The 15,899-nt window shown below is 31.3% G+C and carries 13 protein-coding genes; 10 read left to right on the top strand and 3 right to left on the bottom strand.

What is annotated here, in order from left to right:
- The first annotated feature begins 39 nt into the window (after nucleotides 1-39).
- The 3 genes from tamL (at nucleotide 40) to accD (ending at nucleotide 4,776) form a co-directional block, all read left to right on the top strand.
- The gene (gene tamL / locus OYT91_RS15780; protein ID WP_349293172.1) at nucleotides 40-2,667 is read left to right on the top strand and encodes a translocation and assembly module lipoprotein TamL; all 2,628 of its coding nucleotides are present in this window, start codon (nucleotides 40-42) and stop codon (nucleotides 2,665-2,667) included.
- Between the two features lie 74 nt (nucleotides 2,668-2,741).
- Nucleotides 2,742-3,809 (top strand): class II fructose-bisphosphate aldolase, encoded by a 1,068-nt coding sequence (fbaA, locus tag OYT91_RS15785; RefSeq protein ID WP_269223956.1) that lies wholly within the window; start codon nucleotides 2,742-2,744, stop codon nucleotides 3,807-3,809.
- Between the two features lie 112 nt (nucleotides 3,810-3,921).
- On the top strand, nucleotides 3,922-4,776 hold the full coding sequence (gene accD / locus OYT91_RS15790; RefSeq protein WP_269223955.1) for an acetyl-CoA carboxylase, carboxyltransferase subunit beta: 855 nt from the start codon (nucleotides 3,922-3,924) through the stop codon (nucleotides 4,774-4,776).
- A 278-nt stretch (nucleotides 4,777-5,054) separates the two neighbouring features.
- Here accD and OYT91_RS15795 read toward each other — a convergent pair whose 3' ends face one another.
- Nucleotides 5,055-5,939 carry a cupin-like domain-containing protein gene (locus tag OYT91_RS15795; RefSeq protein WP_281238716.1) on the bottom strand — a complete coding sequence of 295 codons (885 nt, stop codon included), beginning with the start codon at nucleotides 5,937-5,939 and terminating at the stop codon, nucleotides 5,055-5,057.
- Nucleotides 5,940-6,033: 94 nt separating this feature from the next.
- On the bottom strand, nucleotides 6,034-7,284 hold the full coding sequence (locus tag OYT91_RS15800) for an ABC transporter permease (protein WP_281238717.1): 1,251 nt from the start codon (nucleotides 7,282-7,284) through the stop codon (nucleotides 6,034-6,036).
- Between the two features lie 245 nt (nucleotides 7,285-7,529).
- On the opposite strand from OYT91_RS15800, the gene purH reads away from it, so the two are divergent.
- From purH to rodA, 6 genes are all read left to right on the top strand, one after another.
- Nucleotides 7,530-9,056: a bifunctional phosphoribosylaminoimidazolecarboxamide formyltransferase/IMP cyclohydrolase gene (gene purH / locus OYT91_RS15805; RefSeq protein ID WP_281238718.1), complete on the top strand. Its 1,527-nt coding sequence runs from the start codon at nucleotides 7,530-7,532 to the stop codon at nucleotides 9,054-9,056.
- A gap of 54 nt (nucleotides 9,057-9,110) precedes the next feature.
- Nucleotides 9,111-10,139 carry a rod shape-determining protein gene (locus OYT91_RS15810; RefSeq protein ID WP_100433056.1) on the top strand — a complete coding sequence of 343 codons (1,029 nt, stop codon included), beginning with the start codon at nucleotides 9,111-9,113 and terminating at the stop codon, nucleotides 10,137-10,139.
- 94 nt (nucleotides 10,140-10,233) lie between these two features.
- Entirely contained in the window at nucleotides 10,234-11,058 is an 825-nt protein-coding gene (gene mreC, locus OYT91_RS15815) for a rod shape-determining protein MreC (protein ID WP_281238719.1), read from the top strand.
- Nucleotides 11,051-11,557, top strand: coding sequence for a rod shape-determining protein MreD (locus OYT91_RS15820; RefSeq protein WP_281238720.1), 507 nt, complete (start codon nucleotides 11,051-11,053; stop codon nucleotides 11,555-11,557). The genes mreC and OYT91_RS15820 overlap by 8 nt, the downstream gene beginning before the upstream one ends.
- Complete coding sequence (gene mrdA / locus OYT91_RS15825) at nucleotides 11,554-13,500, top strand: penicillin-binding protein 2 (protein WP_281238721.1); 1,947 nt, start codon at nucleotides 11,554-11,556, stop codon at nucleotides 13,498-13,500. The genes OYT91_RS15820 and mrdA overlap by 4 nt, the downstream gene beginning before the upstream one ends.
- Nucleotides 13,501-13,514: 14 nt before the next feature.
- Nucleotides 13,515-14,750, top strand: coding sequence for a rod shape-determining protein RodA (rodA, locus tag OYT91_RS15830; protein ID WP_269223950.1), 1,236 nt, complete (start codon nucleotides 13,515-13,517; stop codon nucleotides 14,748-14,750).
- Between the two features lie 173 nt (nucleotides 14,751-14,923).
- On the opposite strand, the gene OYT91_RS15835 is transcribed toward rodA, so the two are convergent.
- Nucleotides 14,924-15,382 carry a DUF2541 family protein gene (locus OYT91_RS15835; RefSeq protein WP_281238722.1) on the bottom strand — a complete coding sequence of 153 codons (459 nt, stop codon included), beginning with the start codon at nucleotides 15,380-15,382 and terminating at the stop codon, nucleotides 14,924-14,926.
- A gap of 226 nt (nucleotides 15,383-15,608) precedes the next feature.
- On the opposite strand from OYT91_RS15835, the gene OYT91_RS15840 reads away from it, so the two are divergent.
- Nucleotides 15,609-15,869, top strand: a complete 261-nt coding sequence (locus OYT91_RS15840; RefSeq protein WP_281240392.1) for a DUF1573 domain-containing protein — start codon at nucleotides 15,609-15,611, stop codon at nucleotides 15,867-15,869.
- The last annotated feature ends 30 nt before the right edge of the window (nucleotides 15,870-15,899 follow it).

Genomic DNA, 15,899 nt, shown 5'->3' on the forward strand with positions numbered 1-15,899 from the left:
AAATGTACTTTTGAATTAATTATTCTATAACACTTCCAGATGGATCACTATTTTTCTTTTTTTCAATTAAATAATGGTATTGCGGAACAATTTATGCAATCTAGTATTTATAATAAGAAAAAGAATTGTGCAAAAATAGCGGTATTTATTCTAATTACTATTTTTTTCTATGGTTGTAATTCAGAAAAGAGAGTGCCTGCTAGAAAACAGCTTCTTATAAAGAATGAAATTTTTGAGAATGGGAAGTTACTAAAGGATCAAACTTTATATGATCAATTGTATCAACAACCCAACAGTAAAGTACCTTTACTAAATTATAGATTGTTTTTGAATATTTATAATTTGGCCAATCCAAACCCTGATTCAACATTTAATTTAAAATATTATAATAATAAAAAGAAATATGATAGGGAAGTAAAATGGCTCTCAGCAAAGCAAATTGAAGGACTGCGCAAGTCGTTTTGGTATCTTGGAATACATAATTTTTTGAAAGAAACAGGTGAGGCGCCTGTTATTCTAGATACACTTAAATCAAAGAAATCATTAACAAGACTTAAAAGCTACTATTTTAATAATGGTTATTTTAATGTTGATGCAAATTATAAATTTGATTCTTTGGCTCCAAAGAGGGCACAATTAAAATATTATTTGACAACAGGTAATCCTTATTTTATCGATTCGTTGCGAACGTCCATTCAAACTCCTGTGTTAGATTCTCTTTATAAAACAACGAAATCATTGATAATCCCTGGAAAGCAATATAAAACTGAAGATTTTGAGAATGAAAAAAACAGAATTACCACTTTGTATAGAAATAATGGAGCCTATCGATTTCAGTCCAATTATATAAATTTTGACATTGACACTATTAACAAAAAGGATAAAGCTACTGTAATTTTAAATGTAGGAAATTATTCGTATCAGGAAAATGATTCTACAAAGACAGAACCTTTTAAAATTTACAAAATAAGTGATATTGAGATTTATACCGATTATAAATCGGAGAACCATAATTCGCCTATAAAAGACAGTGTGACTTTCAATAATATTCATTTATATGCTTATGAAAAAATTAAATACACACCTCATGCTATAACTGATGCAGTGTTCCTTTCCAAAGGAGGTGTTTTTAACGATGCAAGAACAGTTTTGACAACAAGATATTTGAATAATTTAAAAATATTTAATTATCCAACCATTCAATACGAAGTGGATAAAAAAGACACATTAGCGCAGTCTTTGATCGCTAAAATATATTTAACTCCACGAAAAAAATATAGTTTTGGTTTTGCTTTCGATCTAACCCATTCCAATATAGAAGATTTTGGTATTACAGGTAGTGTTACCGAGACGGTTAGAAATATTTTTAATGGAGCCGAAACTTTAGAAGTCTCAGCCAGAGGAAATATTGGTGCTTCCAAAGATATTGCTAATTCAAACAATAGTTTTTTTAATGTATCAGAATATGGAGTAGATGCAAAACTAAATTTTCCAAGAATTTTATTTCCGATAAAAACAGAAGGGCTAATACCCAAGAGCATGATACCATCAACGGTATTTAGTCTAGGTTTATCTAAACAGACCAATATTGGTTTAGATAAGGAGAATTTCACAGGTTCGTTTTCGTATAATTGGACACCTAAAAAAAACACAACCTCTCGATTTGATCTTTTCAACTTTCAGTTTGTTCGGAATTTGAATCCTGAAAATTATTTTAATGTATATGGAAGTTCATATGATGCATTAAATCGCATAGCTCAAACTTATAATACAAATCCAGACTATACTAGTGATAATAATTTGATAATCGAAAGTGGTACAACTGGTTTCACAAATGATGTTTTAACTTTAAAAACCAGCCTATTGCCAAATGATGCTGAATATCAAAATGTTCTTAATGTTGAGCAACAAAGAATAAGACTTACGGATAACGATTTTATTTTTGCCACAAATTTTAATTTTACTAAAACGACTAAAAAAGATTTGCAGGACAATTCGTTTTATACTTTTAGAACTAAAATAGAATCAGCAGGTACCATTTTATCTTTAATTTCAAAAGTAGGAAATTTACCAAAAAATATAAATAATAATTATGAGATTTTTAATTTGGAATATTCCGAATATATAAAAACAGAATTTGATTTTATAAAACACTGGAATGTAAATAAAGCAAATGTTTTTGCTATTCGAACCTTTTTTGGCATAGCCATACCCTATGGGAACTCAAATACAGTTCCTTTTTCAAAAAGTTATTATGCAGGGGGGGCTAATGATAATCGTGCCTGGCAGCCTTATAATTTGGGACCTGGAAGCAGTTCATTTTCTAATGATTTTAATGAAGCAAATATGAAAATTGCAATTAGTGGAGAATACCGTTTTTTAATTGCTGGAAAATGGAATGGAGCTCTTTTTGCAGATGCTGGAAATATTTGGAATGTATTAGACGCTGTTGTTTATGATCCGGCTCGTTTTGACGGATTGAAAGACTTAAAAGAAATGGCTTTAGGTACCGGATTTGGTATACGATATGATTTAGGTTTTTTTGCAGTTCGACTTGACATGGGGTTCAAAACATACAATCCAGCCTTGGAAAAAAGGGAAAGATGGTTTACTCAATATAATTTTGGAAATTCTGTTTTTAATTTTGGTATCAATTACCCTTTCTAAGTGCTAATTAATTCTTATTTTTGCAAATTATAATCTGAAAAATTAATAAAAAACAATTTAAAAAAAAAATTACAATGGCACACAATATTAAACCCGGAGTAGCTACAGGAGATCAAGTACAAGAAATTTTTAATTATGCAAAAGAAAAAGGTTTTGCACTTCCTGCTGTAAATGTTATTGGATCAGACACTATCAATGGAGTTCTAGAAACTGCTGCAAAATTAAACGCACCAGTTATCATACAATTTTCAAATGGTGGAGCTCAATTTAATGCAGGAAAAGGACTTTCAAATGCTGGAGAAAAAGCTGCTATCGCTGGTGGTATTGCTGGAGCAAAACATATTCATACATTAGCTGAAGCTTATGGAGCTACAGTTATTTTGCACACTGACCACTGTGCTAAAAAATTATTACCATGGATTGATGGTTTATTAGATGCTTCTGAAGTTCATTTTGCAGCTACAGGAAAACCATTATTCTCTTCACATATGATCGATTTATCTGAAGAACCGATTGAAGAAAACATAGAAATATGTAAAGGTTATTTAGAAAGAATGAGCAAAATGGGTATGACACTAGAAATCGAACTTGGAATCACTGGTGGTGAAGAAGATGGTGTTGATAACTCTGATGTAGACAGTTCTAAATTATACACGCAACCTTCTGAAGTTTCATATGCTTATGAAGAATTATCAAAAGTAAGTCCAAAGTTTACAATTGCAGCTTCTTTTGGAAATGTTCACGGTGTTTACAAACCAGGAAACGTAAAATTAACTCCAAAAATCTTAAAAAACTCTCAAGATTATGTTCAAGATAAATTCAAAACTGGACCAAATCCTGTAGATTTTGTTTTCCATGGTGGATCAGGTTCTACTTTAGAGGAAATTAGAGAAGGAATTAGCTATGGTGTTGTAAAAATGAACATTGATACTGATTTGCAGTTTGCATTTACTGAAGGAATTCGTGATTTTATGGTAAATAACATAGAGTACCTTAAAACTCAAATTGGAAATCCAGAAGGATCAGATGCTCCAAACAAAAAATATTACGATCCAAGAAAATGGTTGCGTGAAGGTGAAATGACTTTCAATGCAAGACTTGAGCAAGCATTTGCTGACTTAAACAATGTGAATACACTATAAAAAGTGTTCAGTTTTTAGTTTTTTAGTGTTCAGTTCTCAAAACTGATAATTGAGCACTAAAGCTAATTACTAACACTGAATACTTGATTACTGAACACTGAACACTATATAAATGGCTTGGTTTAAACGACAAGAAAAAGGAATTACTACGGCAACCGAAGACAAAATGGATATTCCAAAAGGACTTTGGTACAAATCACCTACAGGTAAAATTATTGATGCTGATGAATTAGCGCGTAATCTATTTGTAAGTCCCGAAGATGGTTTCCATGTTAGAATTGGAAGTGCTGCCTATTTTGATATTTTATTCGACAATAATGTGTTTGTTGAATTGGATAAAAACATGACTTCAAAGGATCCTTTGCATTTTGTTGATACAAAGAAATATGCAGACCGCTTGAAGGAAGTGATGGATAAAACGCAACTCAAGGATGCTGTTAGAACTGCTGTTGGGAAATCTAAAGGAAGAGAATTGGTGATTTGCTGTATGGATTTTGCCTTTATTGGAGGTTCAATGGGAGCAGTTGTGGGTGAAAAAATCGCTAGAGGAATTGATCATGCCATCAAAAACAGGCTGCCTTTTGTAATGATATCAAAATCGGGAGGTGCTAGAATGATGGAAGCGGCTTATTCTTTGATGCAATTAGCAAAGACTTCAGTAAAGTTGGCGCAATTAGCAGAAGCTAAATTGCCATATATTTCTCTTTGTACTGACCCAACAACTGGTGGAACAACAGCTTCTTATGCTATGTTAGGAGATATCAATATCTCTGAGCCTGGAGCCTTAATTGGATTTGCTGGTCCACGTGTGGTAAGGGATACTACGGGTAAAGATCTACCTGAAGGCTTTCAAACAGCTGAGTTTCTCCTCGAACATGGTTTCTTGGACTTTATTACGCCTAGAAAAGAATTGAAAGATAAGATTAACTTATATATCGATTTGATTCAAAATAATGATATTAGATAAATTAAAAATCCCGAGCAATCGGGATTTTTTTTGATTTGACTTTTCTTTAAATAACAATTTTTTAATATGGATTGTAAATTGGACTACATTATTAAATTTGATCTTTAAGAAATGAAAGTGCACTAACAATTTTAAATGTAGAAATTAAATAAAGTAAAAACCATATTAAATAATAATCAAGGAACTAATTATTTCGTGTTTTGGTTTATAATAATGGAATAATTATTTTAGTATGAATAAGAATTAAGGAGTAGTAGGTTTTAATGCAGTGTCTAGGATTAATTTTTTGGCCTGCCATTTTTTAACTCTTTTTCGGCTATTTTGAATGCCAGTTTCTCGCGCCATTTAGCATAACGTTCTTTAAAAACCACCTTTATCGCACTATCCACTGCGCCATGCATAAATAAACTCCAGATACTGGCTATTTTTCGAGTTATTGATCGATCCCAGGCACGAAGTGTCAATGAAAAGGAGCCATCAATATAGCGCATCCAATGCCACATTCCAGTTGGCATAAACAAGGTGTCGCCATGCTCTAAGAAAACTTCATATCCTTCAACTCCTTTTAGTGCAGGGAATTTTTCGAAATCCGGATTAGAAACATTGTAATCCTCTAAAGCGTAAGTGGTATTTGGAATGCAATAAAGTCTTTTTTTCCATTTATAGTCAAACAAAATAATGTGTTTCCGACCCCCAAAATGGGTATGAAAAAGATGAGGTAAATCGATGTCATAGTGCAAAAAAGTGATAGCGCTGGAACCTCCAAAAAACATTGCGGGCATACTTTCAATAAAGCCACCCATTAAATCTTTGGGGATTTTTATATCATTAATTAAGTCAGGTCTTTGTTTAAATAGGTTTAGGAAAAAAATACGCAACTCAGAAGGTTCTCTTTTTATTAAATCCAAGTATTTTCCAAATTTCATACTGGTTATAGAAGCATTTATTATTTTGGTTGGATCTGCTTTGGAATTATCGACCAGTTTTACATCAATATCTCCGGCAATTTGTTTAAAATAATCGGTTGTCCATTTTTCACGGGCTGGCCAATCTTTAGTTAGCCCTTTTATAATTAAAGGCTTTCTTTTATCTAAATAGTTTTTTTTAAAATCTTCTCTACTAATAGACTCGATAGTGTCAACAGGTTTTAGAATAAAGCTCATTTATTTATTTATTAAATTAAATGTAATGCCTTATCAAAAGTACCTAATTATTTCTTGTCTTCAAAATATAGAATAAAATAGCAAAAAAGAACTATTACATCCCCGTTCTAATGGCTTCTACAGGATCAAGTTTGGAGGCTGCAATAGCTGGAAGAATTCCTGAAATAAGTCCAATTATAGCGGCTAAGCCAGTTCCCAAAAGAATATTTCCAAGACCCAAAACAAATTCAAAATCTAATGCTTTGGTCAAGATCAATGCAATTATCCAAACCATAAACAAACCAATAATTCCTCCAAGTACGGATAGAATTATGGCTTCAAATAAAAACTGAAATAATATAAAACGATTTTTGGCGCCCAATGATTTTTGGATACCTATAAGATTGGTGCGTTCTTTTACGGACACAAACATGATATTGGCAATTCCAAAACCTCCAACTAGTAATGAAAAACCAGAGATAATCCAGCCTACTACATTCATTTGACCAATAATACCATCAATAAGATCAAGAAACCCAGCAAAAACATTGATGAAGAAATTGTCGATTTCTCCTGCTTTTAATCCTCTAAAATTTCTTAGCTTTTGGGATATTTCACTTTTATATTCCTCCATATCAACGCCTTTTTCGGGTTTGAATATGATTACATTCGTTAAATTTGGATTATTATCCCCATATAATCTACGAATAAAATTAACGGGTATAAAAGCAGAAGAATCGTCACTTTCGCCAAATATGCTTGATCCTTGCTTCTTTAAGATACCAATAACGGTAAATCTTTGGCCATACAATCGGACATTTTTGCCAATGGGTTCCAGGTCTCCAAAGAGGTTTTTTGCAATATCATCACCAAGCACAATAACGGATGCTCCAGAATTCGCTTCGGACTCATTATAAAATCTGCCCTTTTCAAATTCTAGTCCTTGAATGTCTATAAATTCGTGGGAAACAGGTACAATATTTACATCACTCACCGTATTAGCTTCAAATTTTATAGCTTCTCTTCTGGTGAATATTTGATAGCCTAATTGTTCGGTATGCGTCATAGCTCCTTTCAAATAAATATATTCCGAATATTTTACGTTGGGAAACTGCTCTCTTTTCCATTGTGGAATTTCTGAAGGGCCAAATGAAAATTTTAATAAATAAATAGTGTTTTTATCTAAACTGCTAAGATCCTTTGAAATTTTTCTATCCAAAGAATCAACTGCCGCAAGTACTGCTATTATAGAGAATATACCAATAGTTACTCCCAGTAAAGAAAGCAATGTTCTTAATTTGTTACTTCTCAGTGCATTCATGGCAAAGCCGAAACTCTCTTTTAATAATCGTAGGTAAACTAGCATATTTTTAAATTTGTGTTACTGTAAAACATTAACTTTTATTTCTTCCAAAAAGTATTTAAAATTTGGTTGTCAGGAACTGCTTTTTGTCATTATAATTTGGATGAAATTTCAACACGGCGGTTTCTAAAAGCTAAAATTAATACATTTAACAATAGGTGTGATATTTTAAGAGATTGTTACATTATTTTTATTGAATTATATTCTCAAAAAAAACTATTTTTGCACTTTATAATCATAACTACTCGATGAACACAACAAAAACAATCCAATCCGCATTAATTTCGGTTTTTTCAAAAGAAGGCCTTGAACCAATTGTAAGAGAATTGCATAAACAAAATGTGGTTTTTTATTCTACAGGAGGTACTGAGGAATTTATTAAAAATTTAGGAATTCCTGTTATCCCAGTTGAAGATGTTACTTCATATCCGTCAATTTTGGGAGGGCGTGTGAAAACGTTACATCCAAAGGTTTTTGGAGGGATCTTGAATCGTCAAGATAATGAAAGTGATGTGCAACAAATGCAAGAATATAATATTCCGCAACTTGATTTGGTAATTGTTGATCTATATCCATTTGAAAAAACAGTTGCTTCTGGTGCAAGTGAAGTTGATATTATCGAAAAAATTGATATTGGTGGTATTTCATTGATTCGCGCTGCCGCAAAAAACTTTAAAGACACTGTAATTGTTTCTTCTATGGATCAATACGGTTTATTTTTGGATATGATTACATCTCAAAATGGAGCTACAACATTGGCAGATAGAAAATTATTGGCGACCAAAGCTTTTCATGTTTCTTCTCATTACGATGGTGCTATTTTTAATTATTTCAATACGGATGAAACTATTTATAAAGCCAGTATCGAAAATGGACAAGTATTGCGATATGGAGAAAATCCGCATCAAAAAGGATTTTTCTTTGGAGATTTTGATTCCATGTTTACAAAAGTTCACGGTAAAGAACTATCTTATAATAATTTATTAGACGTAGATGCTGCAGTTAATTTAATAAATGAATTTAAAACAGACGGTCCAACTTTTGCAATTTTAAAACATAATAATGCTTGTGGATTGGCAACAAGAAGTACTATTTGTGAAGCTTATAATGTAGCTTTGGCTTGTGATCCTACTTCTGCATTTGGAGGAGTATTGATAGCAAACACTACAATTGATGTAGCAACAGCTAATGAAATCAACAAATTATTTTGTGAAGTAGTAATCGCTCCGTCTTATGATGCAGAAGCAATTGCCATTTTACAGGAAAAGAAAAACAGAATTATTTTAATCCAAAATGAAGTAGAGTTGCCTCAAAAACAGGTTAGAACATGTTTGAACGGACTATTGATTCAAGAAAGAAATAACATCACGGATACTAAAGGGGACTTAAAAACCGTTACGGTAAAAGCGCCTACGGAGCAAGAAATTGAAGATTTAATTTTTGCTTCTAAAGTATGTAAAAATACTAAATCGAATACTATTGTATTTGCTAAAAACGGCACGTTAATTTCTTCAGGAACAGGACAAACTTCAAGAGTAGATGCATTATTGCAAGCTATCGAAAAAGCTAAAGTTTTTGGATTCAGCTTAGAAGGAGCTTCTATGGCAAGCGACGCTTTTTTTCCATTTCCAGATTGTGTTGAAATTGCAAAGAAAGCAGGAATAACGGCAGTGATTCAGCCAGGAGGATCAATAAAAGACGAATTGAGCATTAATTATTGCAATGAAAATAATCTTGCGATGGTATTTACAGGAACACGTCATTTTAAACATTAATTTGTTTAACTTTGTGCGTAAATTATTTATAACTTTTTAACCCTTAAAAAGCATATGGGATTTTTTGATTTCATGACCGAGGATATTGCGATAGACCTTGGTACAGCAAACACTTTAATCATACACAATGACAAAGTCGTAATTGACAGTCCGTCTATAGTTGCACGTGATCGAATATCAGGCAAAATTATTGCAGTTGGTAAGGAAGCCAATATGATGCAAGGGAAGACGCATGAAAACATTAAAACAATTAGACCCTTGAAAGATGGTGTAATTGCTGATTTTGATGCATCAGAAAAAATGATCAGTATGTTCATTAAAAGCATACCTGCATTGAAAAAAAGAATGTTCACTCCAGCATTGAGAATGGTGGTTTGTATTCCTTCCGGAATTACTGAAGTGGAGATGAGAGCAGTAAAAGAGTCTTGCGAAAGAGTAAATGGTAAGGAAGTTTATTTGATACATGAGCCTATGGCAGCAGCAATTGGTATCGGAATCGATATTATGCAACCAAAAGGGAATATGATTGTTGATATAGGTGGTGGAACTACTGAAATAGCAGTAATTGCATTAGGTGGAATAGTTTGTGACAAATCAGTTAAAATTGCTGGTGACGTTTTTACAAATGATATTGTTTACTATATGCGTACACAACACAACTTATTTGTTGGGGAAAGTACAGCAGAGAAAATAAAAATTCAAATTGGTGCTGCTATCGAAGATTTGGAGACTCCTCCAGAAGACATGTCGGTTCAAGGACGTGATTTATTGACAGGAAAACCAAAACAGGTTGAAGTGTCGTATAGAGAAATTGCAAAAGCTTTGGACAAATCTATTCAACGAATAGAAGATGCTGTAATGGAAACATTATCACAAACTCCTCCAGAATTAGCAGCCGATATCTATAATACCGGAATTTATCTTGCTGGTGGTGGATCTATGTTAAGAGGACTTGATAAAAGAATTTCTCAAAAAACAGACTTACCCGTTTACATTGCAGAAGATCCATTAAGAGCCGTTGTAAGAGGGACAGGTATGGCGCTAAAAAATATTACAAAGTTTAAAAACATTCTTATAAAATAATAAAAAAAGCTTAAGCCAAATCCCAATTTAATACTATAAAATTTGGGGTTTGGATTTTTTTAAATTTCATTTTTTAAATTTTTAATTTTATACAATGCAGCAAATATTTTCATTTATTATAAAAAACAGTAATAGAATACTGTTTTTGCTGCTTTTGGGTATTTCGTTGGCCCTTACGATTCAATCCCATTCCTTTCATAGGAGTAAAGTAATTAGTTCTGCTAACTTCTTAAGTGGTGGTGTCTATGAAAGAATTAATTCCATGGAAGAATATCTTCACTTAAAGGAGCAAAATGATCAGTTGGCACTAGAAAATGCTAACTTGAAAAGTTTATTGTTTAAGACTCGCGATTCAGCAGAAATTCCAAATTTAGATAGTTTAAAAGGGGTAAAACCTGAAGATATTGTAGTTTGTAAAGTTATTCATAACTCTTATAATGTATATGAGAATTTTTTAACATTGAATGCAGGTTCTAAGTCAGGAATTACGCCTGATATGGGAGTAATTAATAGTTTGGGTATAGTTGGTATTACAGATAATGTATCTGCCAATTATTCGACAGTTATTAGTATTTTGAATGTCAAATCTCAAATAAATGCTAAGATTAAAAATTCGGATCATTTTGGGTCTTTAAATTGGAATGGTAAAAGTACTGGTTTTGTACAGTTAATAGATGTTCCTAGGTTAGCCACTGTAAAAAAAGGGGATACCATTGTAACAGGAGGTCAATCAGTAATATTTCCTGAAAATATTGGTATCGGTACAATTGATAAATTGGAAATTGATGATAAAACCCATTATTACACTATAACAGTTAAATTATTTAATGATATGACTAATTTGGGTCATGTATATGTTATAAAATCGGGGAATAGTGAAGAAATTAGAAATTTAGAAAAACAAGATAAAAATGAATAACACATTGTTAGTTAATATTTTTCGTTTTGTGTTTTTATTAGCCTTACAAATTCTTGTTTTTAATAATATGAATTTTGGTGGTTATGTAAGTGCATTTCCTTACATTCTTTTTATTATTCTTTATCCAGTAAATGGAAACAAATCAAATCTATTGTTAGCCAGTTTTTTTCTTGGTATTATTATGGATTTATTTTGTAATTCTGGAGGTGTACATGCAGCAGCTTGTGTACTATTAGCTTACTTAAGACCTAATTTTTTTAAATTTTCTTTTGGATTGAGTTATGAATATCAAACCGTAAAATTGAATGATGTATTGACACCTGAACGTTTTACATTTATTTTATTGTCGGTACTAACTCATAATTTTACCTTATTGATTTTAGAATCTTTTCAGTTCACTTTCTTTTTAGATGTTTTGCTGAGAACTGTTTTAAGTACACTATTTACTATTTTAACTTGTATAATTGTAATATACCTCATAAAGCCAAATAAACGATGAGAAAAGTTTTGTTGCCAGCTTTGATAATAATTGGTGCTTCTTTGTTAATCATTCGTGTTTTTTACTTGCAAATTATTGATGATTCTTTTAAGTTAAAATCAGAGAATAACGCTATAAAAATCAAATATGATTATCCTGAGCGTGGCTATATCTATGATAGAAATGGTGTTTTGTTAGTTGCTAATCAACCTTCATACGATATCATGGTTATTCCTAGAGAACTTGATAAAACGGACACACTTGAGTTTTGTAAATTATTAAATATAACTAAGGAGGATTTTATAAAAAAAATCGAGAAAGCAAAAGTTTATAGTCCAAGGCTACCTTCCGTATTCTTATCTCAATTAAATAAAAATGAATTTGCTGCTTTTCAAGAAAAAATTCGAAAATTTGATGGGTTCTATTTTCAAAAAAGAGCTTTGCGTGATTATGAAGTAAATTTTGGAGCGAATATATTTGGATTTATTACTCAAGTCAATGAGAAACAAATTGAAAAAAATCATTATTACAAAAGTGGTGATTTAATTGGAAAACAAGGAGTTGAACAAAGCTATGAAGAGATTCTTAGGGGAGTAAAAGGGGTAAAGTATTTTCAAAAAGATAAATTTAATCGGGAAATTGGATCTTACAAAGATGGAAAATACGATACCATTGCAAAACAAGGAGAAGATGTCAATTTAACCATTGATGCAGTAATTCAAAAGTATGGAGAGGAGTTAATGGTAAATAAAAGAGGTGGAATTGTGGCTATTGAACCTAAGACAGGCGAAATTTTAGCACTAGTAACCGCTCCTTCTTATGACCCAGGAATTTTAGTAGGTCGTCAAAAATCAAAAAATTACACTAAATTATATTACGATTCTATTGCTAAACCTCTTTACGATAGGGGGTTACTAGCTGAATATCCTCCAGGATCACCTTTCAAAATCATGACAGGGTTGGTTGGATTACAGGAAGAAGTGATTAATGAAGAAACCACTTTTGTTTGTAATCATGGATTCTCTTATGCAAGAGGACGATTTCAAGGATGTCACTGTGGAATTTTTGGACCTAGAAGTTTAAATGTAGGAATTTATAAATCGTGTAATGCCTATTTCTCTAATGTATATCTAAAAACTATTGCCAAATATAAAAAACCTGCTTATGCCGTAGATGTATGGAGTAATCATGTAAAAAGTTTTGGATTAGGTCAATTTATGGGCTATGATTTGCCTATTGGGAAAAAAGGGAATATACCAAGTTCTAAAACGTACAAAAGAATATATCCTAATGGAGGTTGGAGAGGAACTACCATCATATCGAATGCAATTGGTCAAGGAGAAGTATTAATGACTCCTATACAATTGGCAAATATGATGTCTGCAGTTGCTAATGAAGGATATTATTATACGCCTCATATTATTAAAAAGATAAAAGGAGAAAAAATTGACACTAAGTTTACGACAAAACACGTAACTACAATTGATAGGAAATATTTCCCTCCTATGATTCAAGGTTTATTTGATGTATATAATCACGGTACCGCTTATGCCTTAAAAGTTGAAGGAATCGATATTTGTGGTAAAACAGGAACGGCAGAAAATTTTGCAAAAATAGATGGAGTAAGAACCAAAATGCAAGATCACTCTATTTTTGTTGCTTTTGCGCCAAAAGACAATCCCAAAATTGCCATTGCTGTATTGGTTGAAAATGGTGGCTATGGAGCTACTATTGCCGGCCCAATTGCTAGTTTGATGATTGAAAAATATTTAAAAAAGAAAATTTCTAGAACCGATTTAGAGACTAGAGTTTTAAATATAAGTTTGCAAAGTCGTTATGCTAAATTAGGTGGCCTATCAGAAGAAGTAAAAAAAGAATTAAGAATTAAAGACTCTATCTTACAAAGTAAAGCTAAAATAAAAGCAAATACGCTTAAAATAGATACCACTAAAATAAAAAAATAATATATTCATATCAAATGAAAAATCAAAGTTTATCAAGCAATATTGATTGGATATGTATCATTATCTATATCTTACTAGTGTTTTTAGGGTGGTTAAATATCTATTCTTCTTCATTGTCTTCCACTGAAGGGACCTATGAAAAACAAGCAATATTCATTGTTTTATCTATTCCTTTGATTTTTATTTTATTATATATTGACGGTAAATTTTATGAAAAATACGCAAGTATAATTTTTGTTATCTCTTTGATATCATTAGCGGGTTTGTTTGTTTTTGGTAAAACAATTGCGGGTCAACGTTGCTGGTATGGAATAGGAGGTTTTACTTTGCAGCCTTCTGAATTTGCAAAAGCAGCAACGGCACTAGCATTGGCTAAATATTTGAGTGATACACAAATTAACTTAAAAGATTTAAATAGACAAATTCAAGCTTTAGCAATAGTTTTTTTACCAGTTTTACTAATCTTGCCGCAACCAGATCCTGGAAGCGCATTAATATATAGTATTTTTATTATAGTATTGTATAGAGAAGGTTTACCGTCTTGGTACGTTTGGACAGGTTTTGTTACCATATTACTTTTTATGTTAACGTTGGTTTTGGAGCCACAATATGTTATTTTAATATCTTTATTAATAATTGTTTTAATACATTTTAAATCAAGATTAGCAGATAGGAATATTGTCTTAAGCGGTATACTTTTTGTTATAATATCTAGTTTTGTATTATCAGTAAACTATGTTTTTACAAATGTTTTTAAGCAACACCATAGAGATCGTTTTAATATTTTATTAGGGAAACAAGTCGATATGAAAGGGATTGGGTATAATACTAATCAATCTGAAATTGCTATTGGTTCAGGAGGTTGGTTCGGGAAAGGATTCCTTGAAGGTACTCAAACTAAAGGAGGATTCGTTCCAGAGCAGCATACGGATTATATTTTTACAACCGTTGGTGAAGAGTGGGGTTTTGTTGGCTCTTTAGTGGTAATTGGGTTATTTACTGGTTTATTCCTCCGTATAATTTATCTTGCCGAAAGACAAAAAACAAAATTCAGTAGAGTATATGGCTACTGTGTCGCAGGAATATTATTTACTCATTTTTTTGTAAATATTGCCATGGTAGTTGGAATTTTTCCAACCATAGGAGTGCCTTTGCCTTTCTTTTCTTATGGCGGATCTGGATTATGGGGATTTACAATTTTATTATTCATTTTTATAAAAATGGATGCCAATAAAGTAAATGAATGGTAGTGCTATTTCGTAAATTAATTGTAAAAAAAAACTCCTTTCAACAAGAAAGCCAATTCAATTTTGAATTGGCTTTCTTGTTTGAGTAAAATTTAAATTAGGAATCCAATAGATAGATATATACTTTATTATTAATCTATTATTTGGATGTGCATATGTACTTTTTATAAGTTGTTTTAATTTCTTTTTGCCCAAACTTCAACTTCTGCTCTACTACCCAATAAATTTTTACTTTTGTATAAAAAGCGTATTTTATCAATTCTTCTTTTGTTGCCTATTAAATTGATTATTCTAGTTTCCTCACCAGGACCAATAAATTTTCTTAATACTACTTCTTGTGATTGCCCATTATCATAATATATAGTCATTTTGTTGATTGTAACAGGATTGTTTATAACCCTTATTTTTATAGCAGAATAGGTGGATCTACTTGAAGGTCTAAATTCATCTACTTCAGTTATTTTTTGTACTGTTTTAGTGCCTATTTTTTCCCATCCACCAATGGATGATCCCCATTTTTTATCTTCTTTATCCCAATTTTTTCTGTCATTGCGTTTGTTGCTTTGAGCAGTAATGTGATTCGAAAACAATGTTAATGATAGTGTAAATATTAGTATTCTTAAAAAGTATTTCATAGTATATTTTTTTGATTAATTATCATGTATGATGTTTGAACTATAGTGATTTAATTTTTATTTAAAAATACTTAAATTTTAATATAAATAAAAAATATTGGTATTTTTTATTTTTTAACATTTTACAAAACATTGCGGGTAATCATTTTTAATTTTTCTTTAAAGATTTACATTTAAAATGCCAAAAGAAAATTGAGAATAAGATAGTTGATTTTGGTGTTGCAATATTGGGAGAAACTATAAAAAAAAGGTTTATGCAATAGAAAATATTTCGGACAAACATTTTGTAATATCAGAATTACAGAGTGATAAAGATGTCTTTTTTGAAGGTACTATTTTGGATAAATCAAATTTTCCGGGACAGAAAAAATCAATTTATGTTCAGTTTATTCCTGAATCCAAAGGAATGATTTCGAGACAAATCGAAGTCGTTAGTAATTCTACTTCTGGGATTATTAAACTGGAATTAAAAGGAAGGATTAAGTAATAAAGCAAAAACCGTCTCGTAACAAAACAA

The organism is Flavobacterium praedii, assembly GCF_026810365.1.
Taxonomy (GTDB): Bacteria; Bacteroidota; Bacteroidia; order Flavobacteriales; family Flavobacteriaceae; genus Flavobacterium; species Flavobacterium praedii.